The 22,837-nt window shown below is 35.8% G+C and carries 30 protein-coding genes, 1 other RNA gene, 1 pseudogene and 1 other annotated feature; of the genes and pseudogenes, 1 reads left to right on the forward strand and 31 read right to left on the reverse strand.

The features are described 5' to 3' along the window. Window position 1: 1 nt before the first annotated feature. The 21 genes and pseudogenes from HMPREF0528_RS09780 to HMPREF0528_RS05470 form a co-directional block, all read right to left on the reverse strand. A pseudogene (locus tag HMPREF0528_RS09780) lies at window positions 2–2,997 on the reverse strand (SEC10/PgrA surface exclusion domain-containing protein). Between the two features lie 218 nt (window positions 2,998–3,215). Further along, window positions 3,216–4,262, reverse strand: a complete 1,047-nt coding sequence (gene tsaD / locus HMPREF0528_RS05380; RefSeq protein WP_004895725.1) for a tRNA (adenosine(37)-N6)-threonylcarbamoyltransferase complex transferase subunit TsaD — start codon at window positions 4,260–4,262, stop codon at window positions 3,216–3,218. 17 nt (window positions 4,263–4,279) lie between these two features. After that, entirely contained in the window at window positions 4,280–4,816 is a 537-nt protein-coding gene (gene rimI, locus HMPREF0528_RS05385; RefSeq protein WP_004895726.1) for a ribosomal protein S18-alanine N-acetyltransferase, read from the reverse strand. Next, window positions 4,800–5,525, reverse strand: coding sequence for a tRNA (adenosine(37)-N6)-threonylcarbamoyltransferase complex dimerization subunit type 1 TsaB (gene tsaB / locus HMPREF0528_RS05390; RefSeq protein ID WP_004895727.1), 726 nt, complete (start codon window positions 5,523–5,525; stop codon window positions 4,800–4,802). Before tsaB ends, rimI begins: the two co-directional genes overlap by 17 nt. Before the next feature lie 29 nt (window positions 5,526–5,554). Beyond that, window positions 5,555–6,070, reverse strand: a complete 516-nt coding sequence (locus HMPREF0528_RS05395) for a folate family ECF transporter S component (protein ID WP_004895728.1) — start codon at window positions 6,068–6,070, stop codon at window positions 5,555–5,557. A 54-nt stretch (window positions 6,071–6,124) separates the two neighbouring features. After that, entirely contained in the window at window positions 6,125–6,859 is a 735-nt protein-coding gene (locus HMPREF0528_RS05400) for an acyl-[acyl-carrier-protein] thioesterase (RefSeq protein ID WP_004895729.1), read from the reverse strand. A 14-nt stretch (window positions 6,860–6,873) separates the two neighbouring features. Further along, window positions 6,874–7,731, reverse strand: coding sequence for a 16S rRNA (cytidine(1402)-2'-O)-methyltransferase (gene rsmI, locus HMPREF0528_RS05405; protein ID WP_034525341.1), 858 nt, complete (start codon window positions 7,729–7,731; stop codon window positions 6,874–6,876). 5 nt (window positions 7,732–7,736) lie between these two features. Next, a complete protein-coding gene (yabA, locus tag HMPREF0528_RS05410; RefSeq protein ID WP_004895731.1) occupies window positions 7,737–8,081 on the reverse strand; it encodes a DNA replication initiation control protein YabA in 345 nt (114 codons plus the stop codon). Window positions 8,082–8,091: 10 nt separating this feature from the next. Further along, window positions 8,092–8,949: a DNA polymerase III delta subunit-related protein gene (locus HMPREF0528_RS05415; RefSeq protein ID WP_004895732.1), complete on the reverse strand. Its 858-nt coding sequence runs from the start codon at window positions 8,947–8,949 to the stop codon at window positions 8,092–8,094. After that, complete coding sequence (gene darA, locus HMPREF0528_RS05420) at window positions 8,949–9,275, reverse strand: cyclic di-AMP receptor DarA (protein ID WP_004895733.1); 327 nt, start codon at window positions 9,273–9,275, stop codon at window positions 8,949–8,951. The genes HMPREF0528_RS05415 and darA overlap by 1 nt, the downstream gene beginning before the upstream one ends. Window positions 9,276–9,288: 13 nt before the next feature. Further along, complete coding sequence (tmk, locus tag HMPREF0528_RS05425; RefSeq protein WP_034525264.1) at window positions 9,289–9,930, reverse strand: dTMP kinase; 642 nt, start codon at window positions 9,928–9,930, stop codon at window positions 9,289–9,291. Window positions 9,931–10,036: 106 nt separating this feature from the next. Beyond that, a complete protein-coding gene (locus HMPREF0528_RS05430) occupies window positions 10,037–10,273 on the reverse strand; it encodes a YaaL family protein (protein WP_004895736.1) in 237 nt (78 codons plus the stop codon). After that, window positions 10,270–10,869 carry a recombination mediator RecR gene (gene recR / locus HMPREF0528_RS05435; protein ID WP_004895737.1) on the reverse strand — a complete coding sequence of 200 codons (600 nt, stop codon included), beginning with the start codon at window positions 10,867–10,869 and terminating at the stop codon, window positions 10,270–10,272. Before recR ends, HMPREF0528_RS05430 begins: the two co-directional genes overlap by 4 nt. 1 nt (window position 10,870) lies before the next feature. After that, complete coding sequence (locus HMPREF0528_RS05440; RefSeq protein WP_004895738.1) at window positions 10,871–11,200, reverse strand: YbaB/EbfC family nucleoid-associated protein; 330 nt, start codon at window positions 11,198–11,200, stop codon at window positions 10,871–10,873. A gap of 12 nt (window positions 11,201–11,212) precedes the next feature. Next, window positions 11,213–13,021 (reverse strand): DNA polymerase III subunit gamma/tau, encoded by a 1,809-nt coding sequence (gene dnaX / locus HMPREF0528_RS05445; protein WP_004895739.1) that lies wholly within the window; start codon window positions 13,019–13,021, stop codon window positions 11,213–11,215. 62 nt (window positions 13,022–13,083) lie between these two features. Next, window positions 13,084–13,164, reverse strand: an RNA gene (gene ffs / locus HMPREF0528_RS08895) — signal recognition particle sRNA small type. A gap of 33 nt (window positions 13,165–13,197) precedes the next feature. Further along, on the reverse strand, window positions 13,198–13,680 hold the full coding sequence (tadA, locus tag HMPREF0528_RS05450; RefSeq protein WP_004895740.1) for a tRNA adenosine(34) deaminase TadA: 483 nt from the start codon (window positions 13,678–13,680) through the stop codon (window positions 13,198–13,200). A 73-nt stretch (window positions 13,681–13,753) separates the two neighbouring features. Next, window positions 13,754–14,080: a YxeA family protein gene (locus HMPREF0528_RS05455; protein ID WP_004895741.1), complete on the reverse strand. Its 327-nt coding sequence runs from the start codon at window positions 14,078–14,080 to the stop codon at window positions 13,754–13,756. A 112-nt stretch (window positions 14,081–14,192) separates the two neighbouring features. Next, window positions 14,193–15,047, reverse strand: a complete 855-nt coding sequence (locus tag HMPREF0528_RS05460; RefSeq protein ID WP_004895742.1) for a transcriptional regulator — start codon at window positions 15,045–15,047, stop codon at window positions 14,193–14,195. Window positions 15,048–15,222: 175 nt separating this feature from the next. After that, window positions 15,223–15,405, reverse strand: a complete 183-nt coding sequence (locus HMPREF0528_RS05465; RefSeq protein ID WP_004895743.1) for a hypothetical protein — start codon at window positions 15,403–15,405, stop codon at window positions 15,223–15,225. A 75-nt stretch (window positions 15,406–15,480) separates the two neighbouring features. Next, the gene (locus HMPREF0528_RS05470; protein ID WP_004895744.1) at window positions 15,481–16,092 is read right to left on the reverse strand and encodes a class I SAM-dependent methyltransferase; all 612 of its coding nucleotides are present in this window, start codon (window positions 16,090–16,092) and stop codon (window positions 15,481–15,483) included. Between the two features lie 103 nt (window positions 16,093–16,195). On the opposite strand from HMPREF0528_RS05470, the gene HMPREF0528_RS05475 reads away from it, so the two are divergent. Beyond that, a complete protein-coding gene (locus HMPREF0528_RS05475) occupies window positions 16,196–16,420 on the forward strand; it encodes a hypothetical protein (protein WP_004896736.1) in 225 nt (74 codons plus the stop codon). Between the two features lie 31 nt (window positions 16,421–16,451). Here HMPREF0528_RS05475 and HMPREF0528_RS05480 read toward each other — a convergent pair whose 3' ends face one another. The 10 genes from HMPREF0528_RS05480 to secE form a co-directional block, all read right to left on the reverse strand. Then, on the reverse strand, window positions 16,452–17,288 hold the full coding sequence (locus HMPREF0528_RS05480) for an ion channel (RefSeq protein ID WP_050756191.1): 837 nt from the start codon (window positions 17,286–17,288) through the stop codon (window positions 16,452–16,454). Between the two features lie 77 nt (window positions 17,289–17,365). Then, window positions 17,366–17,728, reverse strand: coding sequence for a 50S ribosomal protein L7/L12 (gene rplL, locus HMPREF0528_RS05485; RefSeq protein WP_003647769.1), 363 nt, complete (start codon window positions 17,726–17,728; stop codon window positions 17,366–17,368). Between the two features lie 43 nt (window positions 17,729–17,771). Then, the gene (gene rplJ, locus HMPREF0528_RS05490) at window positions 17,772–18,272 is read right to left on the reverse strand and encodes a 50S ribosomal protein L10 (protein WP_004895747.1); all 501 of its coding nucleotides are present in this window, start codon (window positions 18,270–18,272) and stop codon (window positions 17,772–17,774) included. A 37-nt stretch (window positions 18,273–18,309) separates the two neighbouring features. Then, window positions 18,310–18,433 (reverse strand) — a sequence feature (ribosomal protein L10 leader region). A 38-nt stretch (window positions 18,434–18,471) separates the two neighbouring features. After that, entirely contained in the window at window positions 18,472–19,260 is a 789-nt protein-coding gene (locus HMPREF0528_RS05495) for an amino acid ABC transporter substrate-binding protein (protein ID WP_034525344.1), read from the reverse strand. Next, window positions 19,260–19,907 (reverse strand): amino acid ABC transporter ATP-binding protein, encoded by a 648-nt coding sequence (locus HMPREF0528_RS05500; protein WP_004895749.1) that lies wholly within the window; start codon window positions 19,905–19,907, stop codon window positions 19,260–19,262. The genes HMPREF0528_RS05495 and HMPREF0528_RS05500 overlap by 1 nt, the downstream gene beginning before the upstream one ends. After that, window positions 19,894–20,538, reverse strand: coding sequence for an amino acid ABC transporter permease (locus HMPREF0528_RS05505; protein WP_011161561.1), 645 nt, complete (start codon window positions 20,536–20,538; stop codon window positions 19,894–19,896). The genes HMPREF0528_RS05500 and HMPREF0528_RS05505 overlap by 14 nt, the downstream gene beginning before the upstream one ends. 131 nt (window positions 20,539–20,669) lie before the next feature. After that, window positions 20,670–21,362, reverse strand: coding sequence for a 50S ribosomal protein L1 (rplA, locus tag HMPREF0528_RS05510; protein WP_004895751.1), 693 nt, complete (start codon window positions 21,360–21,362; stop codon window positions 20,670–20,672). Window positions 21,363–21,459: 97 nt separating this feature from the next. Next, a complete protein-coding gene (gene rplK, locus HMPREF0528_RS05515) occupies window positions 21,460–21,885 on the reverse strand; it encodes a 50S ribosomal protein L11 (RefSeq protein WP_004895752.1) in 426 nt (141 codons plus the stop codon). Window positions 21,886–22,015: 130 nt separating this feature from the next. Then, on the reverse strand, window positions 22,016–22,567 hold the full coding sequence (gene nusG, locus HMPREF0528_RS05520) for a transcription termination/antitermination protein NusG (protein WP_004895753.1): 552 nt from the start codon (window positions 22,565–22,567) through the stop codon (window positions 22,016–22,018). Between the two features lie 95 nt (window positions 22,568–22,662). Further along, window positions 22,663–22,833, reverse strand: a complete 171-nt coding sequence (gene secE / locus HMPREF0528_RS05525) for a preprotein translocase subunit SecE (protein ID WP_004895754.1) — start codon at window positions 22,831–22,833, stop codon at window positions 22,663–22,665. Window positions 22,834–22,837 lie beyond the last annotated feature (4 nt).

Here is a 22,837-nt window from a genome sequence, read left to right on the forward strand (position 1 = left end):
CTTAGTTACGCTTTCTCTTCTTGTCGCCTATTAAAGAGCCTAGGCCTAGGGATGCTAAAGACAATCCTGCTAAAGCAGCAAATACGCTAAGCTTATCGTTAGCACCAGTTTGTGGTAATGAATTCTTAGATGCATTAGCTTGGGCAACTAACTTCTTAGTTTGAGGGCTTAAAACAGATGCATTATTTGATCTTACTACAGAGTTAGTTAAGACTTCACTTCTTTTAGTAGTAGATGCAGCAGCGTCTGAAACTACAGAGCTAGAAGTGCCAGCTTGAACACTAGTAGTTGTAGCAGCATGCTTAGGAGATGAAACATTATCTAGAGCCTTGTTGATTTGAACATCAAGAGCAGCACGTTTTTGGTCTGCCTTTTGCTTGTTGATTGTAGTATTTAATTGCTTGATCTTAGATTCATAGTTAGTGATAGCTGTTGATAAGTCTTCAATATGATTGTTTAACTTAGTCAATTCATCTTGAGCGGCTTGGTATTCCTTATTAGTCTTAGCAGCGTCTTCTTTTGCTTCGTTATAAGCTTTAGTCTTATCTGCTAATTCAGAATTTGCCTTGTTCAAGTTATCAATTACATCTTTATGGGTGCTTACATATTCATCATATGCAGCCTTAGCCTTAGCTAAGTTAGCGTCAGCTTGTTCTTTAGTAGTTTTAGCAGTTGATAACTTAGCATTTAGTTCATCTAAACGAGAAGAAATAGCTGATAATTCACTTGTTGCCTTGTCTAAGTTAGCTTTGCTTTCTGCTACTGCACTTTCGGCCTTACTCTTTGCACTGTTAAGGTCATTTAGCTTAGCTGTTAACTTATCTAAGTTAGATTTAGCAGCGTTAAATTGAGCAAGAAGATCTTTATTCTTAGCTTGATAAGTGGCTAAATCAGCTTCTGCCTTAGATTGAGCTTTATCAAGGGATGCTTGTTTATCTTTCAATTCTTGAACGCGACCTGGTAGAACTGCAATCTTCTTGTCTGCATCTGCCTTAGTTGCTTTTGCTGCTTCAAGCGTCTTATTACTGTCACTAATTGATTTAGTTAAATCATTAATACGTGAAGTGAGATCTGAAATGCTCTTAGTTAAACCGCTAATTTGATTATCTAAGTTTGATTTCTTAGCACTTAATTCATTTGTGCTAAGCTTTCAGAATATTGTTTATCTGCATCGGAGTTGTGTGAATCTAATGGAATATTTGCATTTACATTAAATACTTTTGGATCTAAAACCATTGATTCATGGACATTGATGAAATGTAATTGTAAATCGTCATCGCCCCAATGGTTAGGTGTTGGTTTCGCACTGAAACTAATTGCTGCATAGTTTTTACCTTTTGCACTATAATCGAAAAAGTCTTGTGACAAAATACCATATGCATGCATCCATTCATTATAATTGAATACAAATCGTTTGATTGCATTATAAACTTGGTTCTTTAAATGATCCATGTCATCTAAACGATTGTTATAATCATCTTGTGAATGACTATATGTCAATGATACATTATATGCCTCCTTGTGTAGGTCGAAGTTCGGATAATCTTTCACCATTTGTTGTGCTTGTGCATATGTTGGCTCTGTTTCTCCAAATCTATCAGTCATCATATTTTCATAATATTGACTTGATTTACTGAATGAACCATCTCTATGCATTGCTGAGTGTAAGCCATATTTATGTGCTAATTCATTGATTGCTTCACTATCATGGTGATTTGCATCAGAATCCCAGTCATCTTTTACATATCTATCTGCAATTGCATTTGCAAAATCTAATGCTGATTCATTAAATGTCCATGGATCTACCCCAATTTGACGTCTTAATTGATTGATTAAATCAATACCAAACTTGTTCAATTCGATTTGGTCAGCTCTTGACATATGCTTTAAATCAACCATATGATTCTTTTCAGCTTCATTATGCTTGTATTCGTTTTGTGTCCAGCCAATCCAACTTGCGGCTTCCATTTCTTTGTAGTAGTTATCAGTATGATCTTTGGTTGACCACTTCTTTACGGTATCTTTGTAAACTTGTGGCATGACCATAGTGTTGACTACTGCATCTTTATCTGCATCTAATTCTGCTTTTGCAGTGTTCATTTTAGTTTGAGCTGCTTGCAAATCTTTAGCTACTTGATCTCGTTGACTTGTTAAGTCGCTTGCTTGTTTTTGCTTTGAACTTAATTCACTCTTTGCACCATTTAATGCTTCAGTATCACTATTTAATTTTGCTTGCGCATTATTAATGGTTTCTGCTGCTTTATTTGCGGTGTCTTGCTCAGTCTTCAACTCATTTTGTGCTTGAGTTAATTCTTTAGCATTTTCTTGTGCAGCCTTTTGTGCATCTTGCGCTTCTTTTGCTTGTTTATCTAATTCTGCTTTAACAGGTTGATAAGCTTTGTTGACATCATCATAAGTCTTTTGGGCTTGTTCAACTTGACCTTGAGTCTTACTAATTTCTTCATTAGTCTTGTTCAAAGTTTCAGTATTAGTCTTTAATGCTGCTTCTTGCCCTTTTTGATTGTTTAAAGCTTCTGCTTGCTTAGCATTTTGAACATTGACTTGTTCTTGCGTAGTTTGAACATCAGCATTTGCTTTATTTACATTATTTTGTGCCGACTTGACATTATTTTCGTAAGAAGCATCATAACTTGCTTGAGCTTTAGCTTGTGCATCTTGCGCAGTCTTTAATTGATCTTGAGCGTTAGCTAAAACATTTTGAGCTGATTGATTATTTGAATCAGCGGTTAAAACATTTGCTTGCGCGTCGGAAGTTTTACGAACCGCATCATCATGCTCTGTTTGAGCTTTGTTTAATTGATCTTGAGTTTGAATTGAATCTTTTTGATTTTGATCAATTGTCTTTTGTGCTGCATTCTTATTAGCTTGCTTTTGAACTTCAGCCGCATGAGCATTTTGAGTATTAACGCCAGCTACTGCACCAGCAGCAAGTACTGCAGCGGAGACATACATTAACTTATTATTTTTACTTTTCATTCTTACTCCTCCAAATATAATTAAATAACTGGTTTCGATCTAAAAGGTAAACTCATGCCTAGTTTACCCCTCCCATTTTTTATTTTGTCAAGGTGTTTTACGAACAAAGCAAAAAAACCAAACGACATCGAAGAAAAAACGTTCTTCTTCAACATCATTTGGTTCTTTATAAAATAACTTATTCTGTTAACTATTCTTTATCGTTTATTTTCTAGCTCTTACTTCAACATACTTTCGGCATATGGCAACTCAAGTGATGGATCTGCATTCAAGTTCACATCACTAAATTTACCTGCTTGATACAAGTTATAAGCAGCTGCACCAATCATAGCTGCATTATCTCCGCAAAGCTTCAAGTCTGGTAAGATCACCTTCGGCTTAATATCAGCATGCAACTTCTCAATCTCTTCGGCTAAACGGTCACGTAAACCATGGTTTGCGGCGACACCGCCGCCTAGAATAAAGGTCTTTGGCTTATATTCCTTAATGGCTCTAATTGTCTTGTGACTTAACACATCAACAACTGAAGCTTGGAAGCTTGCAGCTAGGTCATACTTATCAAGTTCTTCGTGAATTTGGTCTGCATGGTGGCAAGTATTAATGAAGGCACTCTTAAGACCTGAGAAGGAGAAGTCATAATCATCATCTTCCATCATTGCTCTTGGGAAGTGGAAGGTATCTTTCCCCTTATGTGCCCATTCATCAATGGTCTTACCTGCTGGGTAATTAACTCCTAAAACGCGGCCAATCTTATCATAGGCTTCACCAGCTGCATCATCCCTCGTATCACCCACAATTTCAAAGTGAATCGGATCCTTCATCAACACAATCTCAGTATGTCCACCAGACACCTGCAAGGCAAGAGCCGGATATTCAATCTCATCTTTTAATTGCGCTGCCATAATGTGGCCCATAATGTGGTCAACACCAATTAACGGAATTCCAGTTGCCATTGAAGTTGCCTTTGCTGCACTAACACCAATCAAAAGTGCACCAACTAGACCTGGTCCATAGGTGACCGCAATTGCATCAATATCATCCCAAGTCGCATTTGCTTCATCTAAAGCTTCCTTAGTAATCTGCGTAATTACTTCAATATGGTGACGACTTGCTACCTCTGGCACAACCCCACCAAAGCGTTGGTGACTTTTAATTTGAGTAGCTACAATTAAGCTTTCGATTTCACGACCATTTTTAATCACAGCAGTTGAAGTTTCATCACATGAGCTTTCAAATGCTAAAATTCGAACATCTTTTTTAGTCACTTTATCTCTTCCTGTTCTTAATCTGTCAATTCCTTAATCATGCTAATCGCATCTGCTTGTTCAGTAGTATAGTAGTTCTTCCGGATAAAATTATCCTTAAAGCCTAACTTACGATACAAACTCTGAGCATTATAGTTATCGCTACGTACCTCTAAAGTCATCTGAACTGCACGATTTTTCTGAGCAATCCCAATCATCGTTCTCAGCAAAAACTCACCAATTCCTCTTCGTTGATAGGTAGGCTTTACCGCAATATTGGTAATATGACCTTCTTGAGCCTGCATTCTCATCCCCACAAAGCCCACCAAAGTTGAGCCTTGATAAACTACCAAGTACAAGGAATTCGCATGCTTTTTTAATTCACTCTTAAAAGAGAATCGACTCCAAGGCGTCCGTCCAAAATACACTTCTTGCTCTAAACCTAGCAAGTCCGCAATATTCTCATCGCTAGCCTTCATAATCTGATAAGTTTCATTATCTAGCCTTAATGCAAAGGGCGTAAAGCTGAGGTCTATTTCTACCGGATGAAAAAATAAACTAAACTTCTTCAACATAGTCGCTATCGGGGCCAAATGCCTTTCCAGTCTTATTATGCCAGTCCATTTCAGCTTGCGTACGTCTCAAATATTTTGGCACCATCTTGTCAGGATCTACTGCTTCTTTATCAAGAGCTAACTTTCCAATTTCACCCGCATGAATTTGGTTGTCTCCAGCATCTTGAGTGAAATTGTCTGAACCTAGTAAGTCCTTAATTTCATCTTGGTATTTTTCAATTGGGCTACCAACAAAGATAACTTGTTCAGATAAGCCAAGGTCTTTCACCTTATTCATCAAGTCATCTAAATAGTAGTGACCGTCAGGAACTAGATTCTCTAACTTGCCGTCAGCTTTACGATAAACACCAGCAAAGAAGTTCTTGTTACGAGCATCTAATTCACTCACGATTAAGCCATCGCTTGCGCCATTAGCTAATGCAGCTAAAGTTGATACCCCAACTAAGTCTTTATTTAAAATAGAAGTAAACATCTTTGCAGTAGTAATTCCAATTCTTAAACCAGTATAAGAACCAGGACCTTCTGCAACTGCAAAACGATCAATATCTTTTAAAGTAAGATCATTTTCCTTCAACAATTCATTAATTAAAGGATCTAAATGTTCACTATGATTTCGATGATCTTCTTCGTTCTTTTCCCAAATTTTATCTCCATCATTCAAAGCCACGCTCAAATGATTGGTTGCAGTAGTAATACTTAATATTTTCATTTAAATTCTATCCTTGATTATTATCGAAATTACCTTCTTATTTTAACACGTTGAAGAGCATTTAAAATCACGTAAAGAACGACAATTTGAATCCAAGGAGTGATCAACTCTTTTAGAATTCTTTGTAGAAATGCTGCTCTTAAATCTAAGCCACGTAATAGATGAATCCAGTAAGTATTCATTAAAACATTAACCACTAAGGTAACTAATAAGGTTGAAGCAATAATACGCCACCACTTAATTGGTTTTTGATATAAGAAAAGAGCATAAATTACCACAGCAACAATTGCTGACAGCGTAAAGCCTGGGAAGAAACCTCCATCAACTCCAAAAATCGCTGACCGCAACAAGTCACTAACTAATGCCCCAATTCCGCCCCACAAGGGACCAAAATAATAAGCAAGCAATGCACTTCCAATAAATCCTAAACCTACCTTTAAGGTTAATGAACCAAAAGATATCTTCCCAAGCACAACATCCATTGCTACAAAGAGTGCTAGGGTAACTAACCCCTGCAAATCTAATTTCTTTATTCCTGTCTTCATTGACATCCCTACCTTTCAAAAAAAGCACGACTGTACTAACAACAAATCATGCCTTTAATTTTCTTTCCAATTAATTTCAGCCAAGGCAGACGCCTCACCCTGATTAGAAATCAAATGATACGAAGTCAATGTATCTTGGTCAAGCTCTACTTCTGCTAGTGCTTGGTTTCCATATTGAACTTCTTTTTTAAATGAAATATCGATACTTTTGACAGTATGAGAATTCAAGAATTCTCTTGGCAAGGTATCAATCATCCAATCGAAATAAATACTATTAGTTAAATGATGGTTTGTATCTAAATCATAATATCTAACAGTATATTTCTTACTTGAGCGATATTCTTTTAAGGGACGTAATCTCTTAAAGCGCGGCATATGTTTCAAGTATGGATTTCCAAATTTCTGCATCATTTGATCATCTGCTTCAGTAATTTTGCGATTTTTTAAATCTAAAATTACCCATTGGCTTTTGACATCCACTATCTTTTCGTTAGTAGAATCAATTATACCAAAATCTCTGTATTCAAAAAAGCGATTATATCCACTACCGTTGGTAGTAACAGTAATTTTTTCACCAGCTTCAGGCAAGCGGTCAATATCAAGATGATACTCAACTACAACCCAGCCTAGATTTTGCTTTAGTAAATCATGAATCCCAGCACCACCTGAAGTTAATTGATCATTTGAAACCTGCATAAAATGCTCAATTAAATGAGAAAGTTGAATTTTTCCTGTTTCATCACAATCACCATAGCTAACTTGGTGCTCTTCTTTAAAAATCTTTTCCATCTTAATCCTCGTGCTTAATTTTGATGGTATTTGTCATAAAGTTCATTCTTTGAAACCTTATTTGCCTTAGCAACTGACTTAATCGCATCTTTTTTACTTTCACCAGCTGCTACTTGGTCGGCTACTTGCTTGATTAACTCATCCCAAGAAAGTTGCTTTTCTTCCTCTTCATTAGGAGAAACTAAAACCACAAATTCACCTCGTGGATCGTTCTCAGTGAAGTATTCATTAATTTCACTGATTGATCCTCTGATATATTCTTCATGAATCTTGGTTAATTCACGAGCCAAGGCAACTTTTCGATCTGGCTTAATTACTTCAGCTAAAGTCTTCAAGGTTTTCTTCAAGCGATGCGGTGCTTCATAAAAGATTGAAGTAGCACGCGAAGTGTTCATCATTTCAAAGTACTTCTTCTGCTCACTGCTCTTACGCGGCAAAAAACCATAATAAGTAAAGGGTTGTGCATCAAACCCCGAAGCAATTAAGGCAGTCGCAAAAGCTGAAGGACCAGGAAGAGAGACAACTGGAATATCATTTTTGATACATTCTTGCACCAAGACATAACCAGGATCTGAGATTACTGGCATCCCAGCATCAGAAATCTCAGCAATTGTCTTTCCTTCCTTAAGCAGCTTAATCAATTCTGGAGCACGTTCTTTAGAATTATACTTATGAAAAGAAATCATCTTATTATGAACGCCAATCTTTTCAAGCAAGATCCCACTAGTTCTGGTATCTTCAGCTGCAATGTAATCAGCTTCAGTTAGAATTCTTTTAGCTCTTAAAGTAATATCTTCTAAATTTCCAATTGGAGTAGGGACAAGATACAGACGCCCCTTATCTTTTTCATTAAAACTACTCTGCACTTGCATCATTTTTATCCCCTACTCTTTTGTCCGTGATTTACAAAATTATCTAAAATATCTAAGCAAAACATGCAATCTTCACCTGATTCACGGTGAGAACCATAGTACATATTGCAGATATGGTAACCAGAATCGTAAATATTTCTCAGTGACTTCAAACCAGCTTGTGACTTATTTTCAGCTGGTTCTTTATTTGCATCTAGCTTACTAATCTTTTCTCTTAATAGTTGGTTTTCAACTTTTAATTCTGTATTTTCTTTCAATACTTCAAGCATGTCATTTTCCAGACCGGCAACAGTTTTTGTCATTGCCTGAAGATTGTGCTGTAATTGTGACAATTGTGAAAATGGATCCACTCAAAAACACCTACCGTTCAAAACTCAATACTAAATAATCTAATGTATTGTGGAAACTAACATTACTAGCTCGCATCTTATCGCAAGTCATTAATAACTCTAATAAAGATGCACTTTCCCTTAACTTTTGACCAGTTTCTAAGCTCTTCATAGCCAAAGTTTTAAGCTGATAAAAAACAAACTTTTGACTCGCTGGCTTAGCAGCAAGACTGCTAATCTGATTCACACGCACCAAAGCTAAATCATTACGTTCTAACAGCTCTTGAAACAAGTATTTACTCTCTTCTTCAAGCTTACTTGTATCGCCTAGATCATCAATTTCTTCATCTGTTAAGCCATATTCAAGTAATTGTGCTCTTTTACTATCAATCTTTTCATCAGAGAAATTAAGAATCTGGGTTCTAGATTTAACCGTTGGTAAAATTTGATTTTCATTATTTGTGATCAGAATGGTAACGACCGGCGCTACTGGTTCTTCTAATAAATTAAGCAAGGCGTTGCTTGCAGCTAAAGTTAATTTTTCCGCATTTTCAATTATAAAAAAGCGGCGATTCCCTTCAACAGGGCTCTTAGCAAGTTCTTCTTTTAAAGGACGAATCTGATCAATCGAGAGAGTCTGCTTACCTTCTAGTTTTACTAAGAAGACATCTGGATGATTTCCATCTAAGATTCTCTGGCAATTGTTACAAGTGCCATCCGGTTTGTCTTCTCCTACACAATTAAAGAGACAAGCTAGCCAGTAAGCTGTATTAATTCCCTTCTTTTGCATGAGATCAACAAACAAGTAACTATGGGCAACTTTTTTATTTAAATATGCATCCCTTAAAAGATTAGCCTGCTTTTGGCCGATATTTTTTAAATCAATCATTAAAAGTGTTTAAATTCCTCAACTGGTAATACAAAGACAGTCGCTCCGCCAACAGTAACTTGAACTGGTTTTCCAAGCATGGAAGTGCCTGCAGCATCCATGTTCATATTCGAGACATATTGTTCTCTAGTATGGGAGCTCTTTTTAATGATTTCTAATACTTCATTTACGCGGTCATCTTCAATACCCACGATAAAAGTTGTATTTCCTGCTCTCAAAAAGCCACCGCTGGTAGCTAATTTAGTTGCACGTACATCATTTTGAATAAATTCTTTTGCTAAGGTATCTGCATCTTTATCCTGTACAATTGCTAAAACAAGTTTCATTCTTACCAAATCCTTACATAAAAATATCAGGTAATTGTTTTCTTATTATTTTAACACTATTAGCTGCAACATCCTTGATCGGCAAATTAGCATCTACTTTTTTAATTCGATCAGGATAGCGTTCAAGTAATTCACGATAACCAGCATAGACCTTATTATGGAAGTCAATTTTTTCTTGTTCAAGTCGATCTTCTTGACCAGCGCGCTCTTTTTCAATTCTAGCTAAACCAACAGCTGGATCTAGGTCTAAGAAGATGGTTAAATCAGGCTCAAGTCCGCCAGTTCCGAAATCATTAATTTGCTTTACTTCTTCAATGCCTAAATTTCTACCTACACCTTGGTAAGCGAGTGAACTATCAATGAACCTATCTGATAAGACTACTTTACCCGCTGCTAAGGCTGGACGAATCACTTCACTTACGTGTTGACTTCTTTGGGCTGCATAAAGCAAAGCCTCAGTTCGATCGTCCATTTCTTTATTTTCTGGGTCTAAAATAATTGTTCTGATATTTTCTGAAATTTTAGATCCACCTGGCTCACGCGTGATAAGAGTCCGTTCTTGTAAACTTTGCGGTAATTGCTTAATTATTTCGTTAATAACTGTAGTTTTTCCTGCCCCATCTGGGCCTTCAAATGTAATTAAATATCCTCTCATGTCTACCCCCACTTGGCATTGTACTGTAAAAGAAAAAAGAAAGACAGACTTGTTTTTTCAAGATTATTTATTTTTCCACAAAAAAAGTCCACCACAGTGGACTACATTATCTAGTAATAACGCTTGATGAGCTACTAGATTTAGTGTTTCTTCTTCTAGCTTCTTTATACAAAAAAATAAATTTTGCATGGAGAATTTTATTTAAAACTCGATTATCAAATGAATAATCAATTGTCGTTTGATCGAAAACTTTTTGTTCAGCAAGTTGTCTTTGCAGTTGAGCAACAATTCTTAGTAATCGTTCGTCGCCTGCTTTTTTAACTTTGTTCCTTTTTCCAATCATAGATCTGTTCTCCCTTGAACAGCGCGCTTCAAAGTAATTGAGTTAGCGTATTCAATGTCGCTACCTACGGCTAAACCAGCAGCAAGACGCGTTACCTTTAAGCCAGCTGGCTTAATCAGCTTAGCTAGATACATAGCAGTTGCTTCACCTTCTGGGCTGGAGTTTAGAGCAAGAATGACTTCTTTAATTTCATCTTGTTTCTGAAGTCTGGTGATTAAACTTTTAATGTTAATTTCTTCTGGTCCTACTCCATCCATTGGGGACAAGACACCATGTAAGACATGGTACAAACCATTATATTCGCCCATTTCTTCAAAAGCCATGACATCTTTTGGTTGCTCAACCACCATTATCGTTGAACGGTCACGGTTTTGATCGCGGCAAATTTCACATGGATCACTTTCAGTAATATTTCCACAAATAGAACAAGAATGAAGATTTTCTTTTACCTGAATTAATGACTTAGAAAAGTCTTCCACATCCTGTTCTGGCATGTCCATTGTGTAAAAGGCTAAACGTGTTGCTGTTTTTTCACCAATACCAGGCAGCTTCATATAATTATCAATTAAACGGGCAATTGGTAATGGATATTGCATCTTACATCAAACCTTTAGTGTATTTGCCCATTGATGCTTGAGTAGCATCATCTACTGCCTTGATTCCCTTGTTTACAGCATCGATAACAAGATCTTGAAGCATATCTGGATCATCTGGATCGATTGCTTCTTTATTAATCTTCAAGTCTTTTAGCTTGCGGTCGCCGCTAAAAGTAGCAACTACCATGTCATCAGCAGACCTACCAACAAATTCTTGAGTAGCTAAGTTTGCTTGTTCAGCTTCCATTTGTTGTTGCATCTTCTTAGCTTGCTTAATTAAACCTTGCATGTTACCCATGCCCATACCACCAAAATTAGGTCTCTTACCCATAGTTTTCTCTCCTTAATCTTTAACTTGTGCTAGATCTCCAAACAATTCTTTAGCCTTATCAATGACTTCTTTTTTTGCTTGAGGATCTATCTGATTACCATTTGCTTCTTGTTCAGATTTTTCTAGTCTTTGAAATTTTTTAGCAAGTAACTCTTCTTTATGACTTGCCACAAAATCATGCCGTACTTTCAACCATGAAGAATCTGCAACTAAAACAATACTATAATTATGCTTTGTTAGCTTCGCAATTTCAGCTTCAAGTTGAGAAATTAGATCTCCGTCTTGATTTGCTCGCTCAAACCATAATTCATACTTACATTTTAAAACAATTTGCTCGTGACTTGCAGCTACAGGATCTAAAACTTCCATTACAGCTCTTTGAGATACCTTTAGCGTAGACAGTAAGTCTGGCCAAATATCTTTTACTGTATTTAAGTCTTCCTTAGTGGCATTTTCAAGCACATGATATACCTGCCGGCGGTTATTTTCTTGAGCCGCTTGGTTATTAGAACTGGCCTTTCTTCTTTTCGGCTTTTGTTCTGGCTTATTTTCTTTATCGACAACGCGCCTAATTTGTGACCTAGTTTCAGTTTTAATTGTGCCTGAAAAGTCTGAAGTAGTACTTCTAGCAGGTGCTGGTCTGTTTTTCAATTCCGCAATTTGCTTACTTAAAGTGTCAATTTGATTTTTTAGAGTTTGAACAACATCTGACGAAATTGCTTCAGCTTGTTGAGGTGCATTATCAACTTTTACTGGAGCTTGAGTCACTTGAACTACAAATACATCAAGCGGAATTTGTTGCTGGTTAGTGTAGCGCAAGTCATTTAAGGCGTTATTAGCTGCTTGCACAAGAGAGTAGAATTTTTCTTCTGGAATTTTAGTTAATTCAGAAACATAATCCTCAGTTAAAAAAGTTTCTTCCTTATTACTCCTAATGGCCAGCATCCCTTTAACAGTTAAACTAATCAACTCATCTAAAATATTCTTAGTTGATGCTCCATCCTGCAAAAGTGCATGAACTATTTCAAGAGCTGCTGAAGTTTCGCCATTAAGTAAATTTAATAATACTTGTTCAATTTTTTCTTGAGCCGCATAACCAGTTATTCTTAAAGCATCTTCATATTTAACTTTATCTTGATCATAAGATAAAATCTGATCCAAGATACTTAAACTGTCACGCATTCCACCATCAGCTACTTGAGCAATTACTTCAAGGGCCTTTTCTTCAAAGTCAATTTTTTCTTGGCCAAGAATATAGGTCATGCGAGCGATTAAATCATGTTGATCAATCCGCTTGAAATTGTAGCGCTGGGTTCTAGAAATAATAGTTGCTGGAACCTTTTGAAGCTCTGTTGTAGCTAAGATAAAGACCACATGCTCCGGCGGCTCTTCTAATGTCTTAAGTAAGGCATTGAAGGCCCCCATCGAAAGCATATGAACCTCATCGATGATGTAGACTTTATATTTACCCTGTGTTGGGGCGTATTTTACTTTATCTCTGATATCTCGAATTTCATCGACACCATTGTTAGATGCAGCATCGATTTCGATGATATCGTTCATTGTTCCTTGATCTGCTGCAAGACAGTTTTCGCATTCATTACATGGTTCTCCGTCTTGCAGATTAGTACAATTTAAGGCCTTGGCAAAAATTTTAGCACATGATGTTTTACCAGTACCACGTGGTCCTGCGAATAGAAAAGCATGTGATATCTTGCCACGCTTGATTGCATTTTTTAATGTATCAGTAATCGCTGTTTGTCCTACGACTCCATCAAAAGTTCGCGGACGCCATTTACGATATAGCGCTTGATAAGCCATTTTGCACTTCCTTTATCAAAAAAACTCCTAGCTCAAACGAGCTAAGAGCTGTTTAAATTCTCAAAAAAAGGCACATGCCCAAGCAACCTTAGTGCTGCTACCTTCCGGTCCTGACACAATTTGGAGGTCGGACATTGCCCACAAACTATAATACAGTATTTTGATTTATTTTTCCACTATTTATCTTGCTTTTGTTTACGTCTAATTTCACGGAAAAAATCCTTTAACATTTGGGCTGCTTGATCCCTAAATAAACCGCCATAAATTTTAGGATGATGATTAAATTTTTCTACCTTAAATAAGTCAATGACACTGCCTGCTGCTCCAGCTTTTGGATCAAAAGCACCATAATAAACTTCAACTAATCTTGAATTAATGATAGCACCGCTGCACATGGGACAGGGTTCAAGTGTAATAAACAAACTACAGTCGACTAGGCGCCAGGAATTTAACTTTTTACAAGCTTGTCTAATCGCAATCATTTCGGCATGTTGCGTCGCATCTTCATCAAGCTCGCGTCTATTATATCCTTCACCAATCACATTGCCATCTTTATCTACAACAACTGCACCAATTGGTACTTCACCTTGTTCTTCAGCCTTTTTTGCCTGTTCAAAGGCTAGGTGCATATATTTTTCTTTTTGCTCTTTAGTTAACATATATCTTCCTCTTTAATTTCTGCTTATATTCTAACAAAAAGAAAAAAGCTAGCGACCTGCTAGCTAAAAATTTTTATTGTTGGTTATAAAACTGATTTTTTTTAATGTATGAAATTGATTTTACATATTGGCCCTTATGATGGATCTTAATATATTTCTGATTTGGATCATAGCCACCCACTTGTTTTATTTTATAAGCCCTAGTTTTACCATCCTTTAGGTTAATGATCGTTACTTGTTTGTAATTCTGAGTGTTTATTGGAACCTTAGCATAACTAACTGTTTCACTAACCAATGGATTTAAACGATCGGTAGCAGATGTATGAACAGTCAAAACGCCAATAATTGCTATTACCAGTACAGTCAGAAGTGAAATAACTCCTATTTTAAATTTCTTCATATTTACCCTCCTTACACTAAACTTATCGATTAATTATTTTAGATTGATTATGTGTTACTAAGAAAGTATCGTCATCAACAATTAAATTTCGATATTTCGAATTATTTTTATATCAGCTTTCATTCTGTAATCGATTTGCAAGTTTCGTTAGACCTGCATGTCTCAACACATCTTTTAATTGCTGCATAGATTTTTTATCTCCATTTCTCATATATTCAAAATATTGAGTAATGAGAATCTTTAATCCAAACCTATCGTCAAAAGGCAATGTACGAATAAGAGCCATTATTTCTGACACATATTTATCAATTTTTCTAATACAAAGCGCCGTGTATAAATAATTAACACAAACTGTGGATACTCTCCGTTGAAAAGTAGCTGGACAATTTTCTAAATTTTTATAGTAGCGTAAGACCTTTCCCATTCTAGCAATCAAAATGTCTGTATCAGAAATAGGCATAGAGTTACCAAAAATTGTCAATGCCTCGTTATCTGTAACCCAATTATCTTTTTGATAAATATATTGATTAATTTTTGTTCGAGTTGCTTTATCCATTGAAGTCATTTCATCCTTTAAATAAGCCCTGATTAATACAGCCCGATAATATGTAATTTTTGGAACAGCAGGCATATTTTCCAATTCATGAGTAATTTTCTCGACTTTTTCTAAATCATTATTATTAAAAGCAACCGATAATTGATTAGAAATATTCTCTATCATCCTTGCACGTTCATCAATTTTGTATGAGCCATTGACTGACTCAAAAAATTTTATTATATCTACATGATTAGATTTAAGAAGTAAAATTAATTTTTCACTATCAATATCTGCTTCTTTTCCATTTTTAGCATAACCTGTTTCTATTTCTGAATAGTGAAAAACAGACATAGGTATATTTTTAATCCAAGCGGCTTGTGTTTTATGCTGAGCCAATCTTTCTTTTCGAAGAGCTTCTCTTATTTTCATATCATCATCTATTCCTATGTTTGAGCTTATAAGTACTAGTATTTGTAATATAATACCCTTTATAACTAAAAAAAGCTGGCTAAATTAACCAGCTCAATTAAATAAATTCATCATAAAACGTATTCGTGTATAGGATAATAAGTAAAAATAAAAAAGATCCTCTGACCCTTTCTATTTAAATACGACCACGTTTTTTAATCGTATAACAGTTAACAAAATAGCCGATTGATCCAATGAAATAAAGCATTGCTAACCCGGCTGCACCTAAGAAACGATTACCATTAACTGATAAATAAATCATTCCACCAAGACCAGCTAAAACAATCAAGACTAAAATAATGTTAATAAACAGTTTCATAATGAATTCACTTCTTTCAAAGTATTTTTCTCTACTTTGTATCCGCTTTCATTATAAACCTTTATTGCTATTTTTTTAATTGTTTGTACTCATTAAAATGTAGTAGCCCTTGTCACGAGCTAGAATCTCACAATTTCCGTATATCTTTGTCATTAATTTCTTGGCACTAGGTGCACCTTGTTTCTTCTGAATTACTACCAATAAGATGCCGTTTTCTACTAGATGATCTTTTGCATCAGCTAAAATTTGGTCAACTACCTTTTTACCAGCACGAATCGGTGGATTAGTAATAATTAGCCCATATTTTTTATCCACTTGTTCATAAATATCTGACTGATAAATATTTACATTATCAATTCGATTGAACTGTGCATTTCTTTTAGCTAAGTCTAAGGCACGCTCGTTTACATCTACCATATCAACTTCTTGATCAGGCCAAAACTTGGCCGCAAACAATCCCGTTGGACCATAACCAGTCCCAACATCTAAGATGCCATCTTTAGGAAAATCAACGTTTTTCATTGCCTTTATTAAAACGCCAGAACCATAATCAACTCTTAATTTTGAAAAAACGCCCGCATCAGTTGTAAACTTTAAATCAATATCATCAATATGATAGTCAACTAAGTGTTCATCATGCTTGGCATCAGGATTAGCCGCAAAATACATTTGATTCTTTTTTGTCATAATTATTCTCGCTTCTTTAATTTCTATTTATAGTTTATCAATTCTGCTTTGTTTTTTTCCATAAAGCCTTATAATTAGAATGTTACAGAAAGGAAGAGATAGAATGATGATTTCTATTCCTATATTTATTTTAGCAATTATTATTGGAATTATCTGTTTATGGGTAGGATTTAGAATAAAAGGCAATCAAGCAGTTTTTGGTCGTGTTCTTTCAACAAATAGACAAACCTGGGCAAGATTTTGGTTAACCGCCGGTTGGGTTATCATTATTATCGCCGGATGTTATCTTCTATTTATGATTATTCTACATTTTTATTTGAAGATGTAAAAAAGCGTAAATTCATTTTTGAATTTACGCTTTAATTTTTATCTTTTTTCTTTTCAATCCATTCTTTAAATTTATCCCACTCTCGAGGAGGGCGACTTTCTTTTAATTCTTGGATTTGCTTTTGCAAGTTTTGATTTTGCTCAGCCAACATTTTATTTTGATCTTCTAGCCGGTCTAATTTATCTAAAATTAAGGTCAAATCTGCATCTTTATCTTTAATACTGATTTTACCTTCATTTCTTCTCATCAAGTAGGCAGTAAGCGAACTAGTAACGATTCCCATTACCCCTACTCCAATCAGAATCATCGCTAAAATCACTAATTTTCCCAGTAAAGATTGTGGTGAAATTGTGTGTTTAGAAATATCTCCATATCCTACCGTGCTTGCTGTAGTAATTGCCCACCAGAATGCTTGATCAAGTGAAACATGCTCAGTAATCGAAATTGCAACTGATCCTAACATCAAAAAGGCAATACTAAAGTATATTACATATAAAATCCCATGAGTATGTAAGATATCTTTTAGCATACCCACTAGACCAGCCAACCGGATTAAACGTAATAGCCTAAAATATAAACCAATATCTCCCAACTGAGCCAGTTTCATCCAACTAAAGGCAAGACCAACGGGAATAATTGCTAGCAGCTCAAAAATATTATTTCTAAAAAATACTTTCTTATTTTTTGCAAGATAGAGCCGAGAAAAGTAATCTATTGCCAAAATAATTAAAATAAGGTTATTTAGCCAAAACCACTTACTATTCCTACTATTAATATCAATTATTGCCGCAAAATCTAACACAAGCAGAATAATTGAAATAATAGCTAAAGCAGCTTTAAACCATTTATAAAAATTTTTCTTAAACATAATTTTATTGTAAACAAAAATGAGGACTCCGTAAAATAGAGTCCTCATTTTCAGTAGGATGTTCAGTTAAGACATTATTACTTAACAGTAACAGTTGCGCCAACTTCTTCAAGCTTAGCTTTGATGTCGTTAGCTTCGTCTTCAGAAACGCCTTCCTTAACGTTCTTAGGAGCACCATCAACAAGGTCCTTAGAATCCTTAAGGCCAAGACCAGTGATGTCACGAACAACCTTGATAACCTTAACTTTTTCTTGACCAACATCAGTCAATTCAACGTCAAATTCAGTCTTTTCTGCACCTGCGCCTGCAGCACCTGCAGCAGCAACTGGAGCAGCAGCTGAAACACCAAATTCGTCTTCAATAGCCTTTACTAAGTCGTTTAATTCAAGGATTGAAGCACCTTTTAAATCTTCAATAATCTTTTCAGTATCTAAAGCCATTATAAGTTTCCTCCGAAATTAGATATGTGTAAATTTACTAATATTATTCGTCTTTTGAATCAGCGACAGCCTTAACAGCGTATGCAAAGTTGCGAACTGGAGCTTGTAATACAGATACAAGCATTGAAAGTAAACCTTCGCGACCTGGAATAGCTGCAAGTTTCTTGATTTCTTCTTGGCTGGCAACCTTACCTTCGAGCATACCACCTTTAATTGATAATGCGTCGATATCATCTTCGTATTTAGAAACAATACGAGCTGGTTCAGTGATGTCTTCTGCATCAGCAGTGTAAACAACAGCAGTAGGACCAACAAAAGTATCTTCTAAACCTTCAATACCAGCCTTTTCAGCAGCACGCTTTAAGTAAGTGTTCTTGATAACTTTCATCTTAACGTTAGCATCACGTAGATCCTTACGTAAGTTAGTTACTTCTTCAACAGTTAAACCTAAGTAGTCAATTACTAAGATAGCCTTAGCTTCCTTAAGTTCTGCTGCAAAGTCATCAACAAGCTTTTCTTTTTTAGCAATGATTGCTTTACTCAACGAATTCACCTCCAAATTTACTTTAAGATAAATTCTATCAGCCGAAATAAAAACTCCATGCCAAAAAGACATGGAGTTGTAAAACTCTTTGTTTTTCTGGCCTCGGCGGGATATTAAGGCACGTTAGCCACCCGAGTCTTAGGTAGAATTTACTGTACAATATATTACCTTAAATTAGATAAGTCGTCAATAGCTTTTTTTAATTAAACCATTTTTCGCGAATCTTTTTTAGCTCTCCCGTCTTCTCTAAGTGGTCAAGAGCTTGATTAATCTTGTTTTTAAGAGTTTTATCTTTTTTATTGATTCCTACTGAAAATTTTTCACTTGGATATGGTAATTTTTCTTTTTTAAATTCTTTTTGATACTTACTATGAGCTAAATAATAATTTGCATATACCCCATCAATTAATAAGCCATCAATTCTGCCAGCTTTTAAATCAATGAAGGCATTGTTATAAGTATCATACAAAACTGTACTTTTGACACGTTTCTTTAAGACTTTCGGATAATTATCCAAATCATCGGCTCCTGAAGATCCTGTTTGAACTCCAAGAATCTTCCACCTCATTTGTCGATAATTATTTATTCCTTCATTTTTTCGTGTAACCAGAATCTGATCATTTTCAAGATATGGTTTTGAAAATGCTACTTTCTTTGCCCTAGCCTTCGTCTTAGTATACCCATTCCAGATAACATTTATTGTCCCATTGCGAAGTTCTGTTTCTTTCATTGACCAATCAATTGTTTGAAAATCAGGTTTTAAACCGATCTCCTTGCAAACAGCCTTAGCTAAGTCAACATCAAAGCCAACGAGCTTACCATTCTTTTGGCGAAAATCCATTGGTACGAAGCTGTCGTCAACACCAATTACTAAAGTACCACGTGATTTAATCGCCTGCCATGAGTTTTCCTGTCCTTGACACCCAGCTACGCCAACAGAAGCTAACACAATGATCAATAGACTCAAAAATCGTATTATTTTTTTCATCATTTTTCTATTGGCTCAACTTTTAAGATTTTATCAGCAACAGCTTTTCCAAACTGGTGATCGTGAGTGATAATTACCTGCGTCATTCCTGTTTGTTTAAGCTTTAAGAAAATATCTTTTACTTTTCCTACTAACTCGGGATCTAAGGCAGACGTAGGCTCATCATAACACAAGATTTCAGGTTTCATTTGCAGGGCTCTGGCAATGGCTACACGCTGCTTTTGTCCTCCTGATAATTGGTATGGATATAAAGTTTTAAACTTGTCTAAGTCTAATTGATCTAAAACAGGTGCAGCTGCTTTTTCAGCCTCTGCTTTACTCATCTTATTTACCATAATTGGAGCAAGCGTAATATTATCCATTACTGAAAGGTTTGGAAAAAGATTGTAATCTTGAAAAACCATCCCTACCAAATGATTATTACGATCTGTAGGATCAAATTCTTTTCCATTATGGAGGAATTTTCCACTATCGGCACTTTCAAGCCCTGCGATCAAACGAAGCAGTGTAGTTTTTCCTGCACCTGAAGGGCCAATAATACTTAAGATATCTCCTTGATCTAGTGACAAATTTAACTTATCAATAATTTTTCTCGTGCCAAAACTCTTACTTATATTCTTGAGCTCTAAAACTTTATTTCCAGACATTGCTTCTCTTCTCCACTACTCTCAATAAAGCTGTTAAAACTGCTGTCATTGCCAAATATACGCACCCTACTAATACTAGTGGAACTAAAGACACGTCTCTTGCAGTCGCAACATTTCCGGCACGTAAAAGGTCTCCTAAACCAATTACATAGACCAAACTGGAGTCCTTAACTAAGTTTATCAGCTCATTACCAATCGAAGGCAAAACAATCTTAACAACTTGTGGACGCACAATACGATTAATTGTTTGCCATCTACTTAAGCCTAGCACTTGTGCTGCCTCAAATTGACCGACGGGTACTGCTTGCAGTCCACCACGGAAGATTTCTGCAAAGTAAGCAGCATAATTGATAATAAATGCGACTAATGCAGCCTCGTATCTTGGAAAGACAATTCCAACAGTTGGTAAGCCATAAAAAATAAAAATTAATTGTAGTAAAAGTGGTGTACCACGAATAATCCATACATAAAATTTTAAAATAGCTTTAACTAACTTCAATTTTGAATGTAAACCAAAGGCAACTAATAAACCTAGCGGAATAGAAACTACTGTCGTCCAAAAAAAGATCTCAATAGTTAACCAAGCACCGGAAAATAATGAAGGTAAAATACTAAAAATATAATTTAGCATTTCCTTCACCTCCTGTTCTAAAAATAGCATATTGTTTGATTTTAACTAAAATCTCATTACACTTTCAACCTTAGTACAAAAAAAGACTTCACAATTGTGAAGTCTTTTTTGCTTAATTAAACAACTATTAATTAGTCTAAGTTTAATGGATCCAAGTGGATACCAGGGCCAAAGGTTGCAGAAACGGCAACACTCTTAACGTATTGACCCTTAGCTGATGCAGGACGTGCACGAAGAATAACGTCACGTAATGCATCAAAGTTTTGTGCTAATTTTTCAGCGTCAAATGAAGCCTTACCGATTGGTGCATGGATTAAACCTTGCTTATCAACACGGTATTCAACTTGACCTGCTTTTTGGTTTTCAACAGCTTTAGCAACGTCCATAGTAACAGTACCAGTCTTAGGGTTTGGCATTAAGCCTTTAGGTCCTAAGATACGACCCAAACGCCCAACCTTAGCCATCATCATTGGAGTAGCAATAACTACGTCAAAGTCTAAGTAACCGTTTTGAACCTTTTCTACTAAATCATCAGAACCAACTTCATCGGCACCTGCTTCTTTAGCTTGATCAGCTTGTGGACCTTCAGCAAAAACAACAACCTTCTTAGATTTACCAGTACCGTTTGGAAGTACCAATGCACCTCTAATTTGTTGATCTGCTTGCTTAGGGTCAACGTTTAAGTTATATGCAACTTCAATAGTTGCATCAAAGTTTGCGTATGAAGTTTCTTTTGCTAACTTCATAGCTTCATCTACTGAATAAAATTTAGTTGAATCAACTTTTTTAGCTGCTTCTAAATATCTCTTTCCATGCTTTGCCATGTAAAAATCCTCCTGAAAATGTGGTCAAACGAGTCTTCTCACACTCTCCCACCTTGATTCGTTAATTTTGATTAACGATCCGACGTTCCTAAAAACACTAGTCTTCTACAGTGAAGCCCATGCTTCTAGCAGTACCTTCAATCATGCGCATAGCAGCTTCAATATCTGCAGCGTTTAGATCTTTCATCTTGGTTTCGGCAATTTCCTTAACTTGGTCCTTAGTTACCTTAGCAACCTTCTTAGTGTTAGGTTCACCAGAACCCTTGTCCACTTTAGCAGCCTTCTTCAAAAGAACAGCAGCTGGTGGAGTCTTAGTAATGAATTCGAATGAACGATCTTCATATACAGTAATAACTACAGGGATAATCATACCCTTTTGATCAGCAGTACGTGCGTTGAAGTCCTTAGTGAAACCAACGATGTTGATTCCAGCTTGACCTAATGCAGGACCAACTGGAGGTGCAGGAGTTGCTGCACCAGCAGGAATTTGCAGTTTAACTACGTTAATAACTTTCTTTGCCACGGTCAATACCTCCTTGATTCCGTGATGCGGTTATAGTGGAGAATTTTCCTTCTTCTCCTCCCACAATAATAAAGATACTCTAATATACTACCAGCAATTTATTAAATTGACAATAGCTAATTAAATTTTATTATTGGTCAAATTCTTTTACTTGGTTATAGTCAAGTTCAGCATTTGTTTCTCTGCCGAACATATCAATAGAAACATAAAGTTTATCTTTTTCTGGATTAATTTCAGTAATCTTACCACTCATGCCACTAAATGCACCATCAATAATAGTTACGGTTTCACCAACTTCATAGTCAGCTTTAGGTTCTTTAGCCGGTTGGCCTTGAGAAGCAAGAATTCTTTCAATTTCATCATCGTATAAAGGCGATGGCTTTGATCCACCACCGTGACTGCCAACAAATCCAGTAACGTTTGGCGTGTTTCTGACAACATACCAACTTTCATCAGTCATTACCATTTCTACTAAAACGTAACCTGGAAATACCTTTTCATCTACTTCTTGCTTCTTACCACGAACAGTTTCAGTCTTTTGTTCTTCAGGAACAATTACTCGAAAGATATAATTTTGCATACCCATTGATTGGGCTCTTGAAAGTAAATCTTTCTTAACCTTTTCTTCGTAGCCAGAATAAGTGTGTAAAACGTACCATTTCTTTTCGCTGGTTTCAACCATGTTTCTAAACTCCTTAAAATAATACCTTTATGCAAATAAAAAAACCTCCGAGGGAGGCTTTTTTAACTGATTTAATTATAACACATATACTGTTTTTATAAGAACATTTGCGTTAAGTAGCTAAATAATAAATCTAGCAAACCAAGGTAAGCACCAAACAAAATTGAGCTGATGATTACAACACCTGTATCACGTCTATTTTGTTTCCATGTAGGCCATGATACTTTTGCCATAGTTTGGTTAACACTCTTAATAAACTTAAACATTGCT

Source organism: Lactobacillus johnsonii ATCC 33200, assembly GCF_000159355.1.
Lineage (GTDB): Bacteria > Bacillota > Bacilli > Lactobacillales > Lactobacillaceae > Lactobacillus > Lactobacillus johnsonii.

Bases quoted from the DNA above. Each gene is read 5' to 3' on its own strand.
- rimI (WP_004895726.1), bottom strand. From the start codon at position 4,816: ATGTTGAAGAAGTTTAGTTTATTTTTTCATCCGGTAGAAATAGACCTC.
- tsaB (WP_004895727.1), bottom strand. From the start codon at position 5,525: ATGAAAATATTAAGTATTACTACTGCAACCAATCATTTGAGCGTGGCT.
- HMPREF0528_RS05395 (WP_004895728.1), bottom strand. From the start codon at position 6,070: ATGAAGACAGGAATAAAGAAATTAGATTTGCAGGGGTTAGTTACCCTA.
- HMPREF0528_RS05400 (WP_004895729.1), bottom strand. From the start codon at position 6,859: ATGGAAAAGATTTTTAAAGAAGAGCACCAAGTTAGCTATGGTGATTGT.
- rsmI (WP_034525341.1), bottom strand. From the start codon at position 7,731: ATGCAAGTGCAGAGTAGTTTTAATGAAAAAGATAAGGGGCGTCTGTAT.
- HMPREF0528_RS05415 (WP_004895732.1), bottom strand. From the start codon at position 8,949: ATGATTGATTTAAAAAATATCGGCCAAAAGCAGGCTAATCTTTTAAGG.
- darA (WP_004895733.1), bottom strand. From the start codon at position 9,275: ATGAAACTTGTTTTAGCAATTGTACAGGATAAAGATGCAGATACCTTA.
- tmk (WP_034525264.1), bottom strand. From the start codon at position 9,930: ATGAGAGGATATTTAATTACATTTGAAGGCCCAGATGGGGCAGGAAAA.
- HMPREF0528_RS05430 (WP_004895736.1), bottom strand. From the start codon at position 10,273: ATGATTGGAAAAAGGAACAAAGTTAAAAAAGCAGGCGACGAACGATTA.
- recR (WP_004895737.1), bottom strand. From the start codon at position 10,869: ATGCAATATCCATTACCAATTGCCCGTTTAATTGATAATTATATGAAG.
- HMPREF0528_RS05440 (WP_004895738.1), bottom strand. From the start codon at position 11,200: ATGGGTAAGAGACCTAATTTTGGTGGTATGGGCATGGGTAACATGCAA.
- dnaX (WP_004895739.1), bottom strand. From the start codon at position 13,021: ATGGCTTATCAAGCGCTATATCGTAAATGGCGTCCGCGAACTTTTGAT.
- tadA (WP_004895740.1), bottom strand. From the start codon at position 13,680: ATGTTAACTAAAGAGCAAAAAGAAAAATATATGCACCTAGCCTTTGAA.
- HMPREF0528_RS05455 (WP_004895741.1), bottom strand. From the start codon at position 14,080: ATGAAGAAATTTAAAATAGGAGTTATTTCACTTCTGACTGTACTGGTA.
- HMPREF0528_RS05460 (WP_004895742.1), bottom strand. From the start codon at position 15,047: ATGAAAATAAGAGAAGCTCTTCGAAAAGAAAGATTGGCTCAGCATAAA.
- HMPREF0528_RS05465 (WP_004895743.1), bottom strand. From the start codon at position 15,405: ATGAAACTGTTTATTAACATTATTTTAGTCTTGATTGTTTTAGCTGGT.
- HMPREF0528_RS05470 (WP_004895744.1), bottom strand. From the start codon at position 16,092: ATGACAAAAAAGAATCAAATGTATTTTGCGGCTAATCCTGATGCCAAG.
- HMPREF0528_RS05475 (WP_004896736.1), top strand. From the start codon at position 16,196: ATGATGATTTCTATTCCTATATTTATTTTAGCAATTATTATTGGAATT.
- HMPREF0528_RS05480 (WP_050756191.1), bottom strand. From the start codon at position 17,288: ATGTTTAAGAAAAATTTTTATAAATGGTTTAAAGCTGCTTTAGCTATT.
- rplL (WP_003647769.1), bottom strand. From the start codon at position 17,728: ATGGCTTTAGATACTGAAAAGATTATTGAAGATTTAAAAGGTGCTTCA.
- HMPREF0528_RS05495 (WP_034525344.1), bottom strand. From the start codon at position 19,260: ATGAAAAAAATAATACGATTTTTGAGTCTATTGATCATTGTGTTAGCT.
- HMPREF0528_RS05500 (WP_004895749.1), bottom strand. From the start codon at position 19,907: ATGTCTGGAAATAAAGTTTTAGAGCTCAAGAATATAAGTAAGAGTTTT.
- HMPREF0528_RS05505 (WP_011161561.1), bottom strand. From the start codon at position 20,538: ATGCTAAATTATATTTTTAGTATTTTACCTTCATTATTTTCCGGTGCT.
- rplA (WP_004895751.1), bottom strand. From the start codon at position 21,362: ATGGCAAAGCATGGAAAGAGATATTTAGAAGCAGCTAAAAAAGTTGAT.
- nusG (WP_004895753.1), bottom strand. From the start codon at position 22,567: ATGGTTGAAACCAGCGAAAAGAAATGGTACGTTTTACACACTTATTCT.
- secE (WP_004895754.1), bottom strand. From the start codon at position 22,833: ATGTTTAAGTTTATTAAGAGTGTTAACCAAACTATGGCAAAAGTATCA.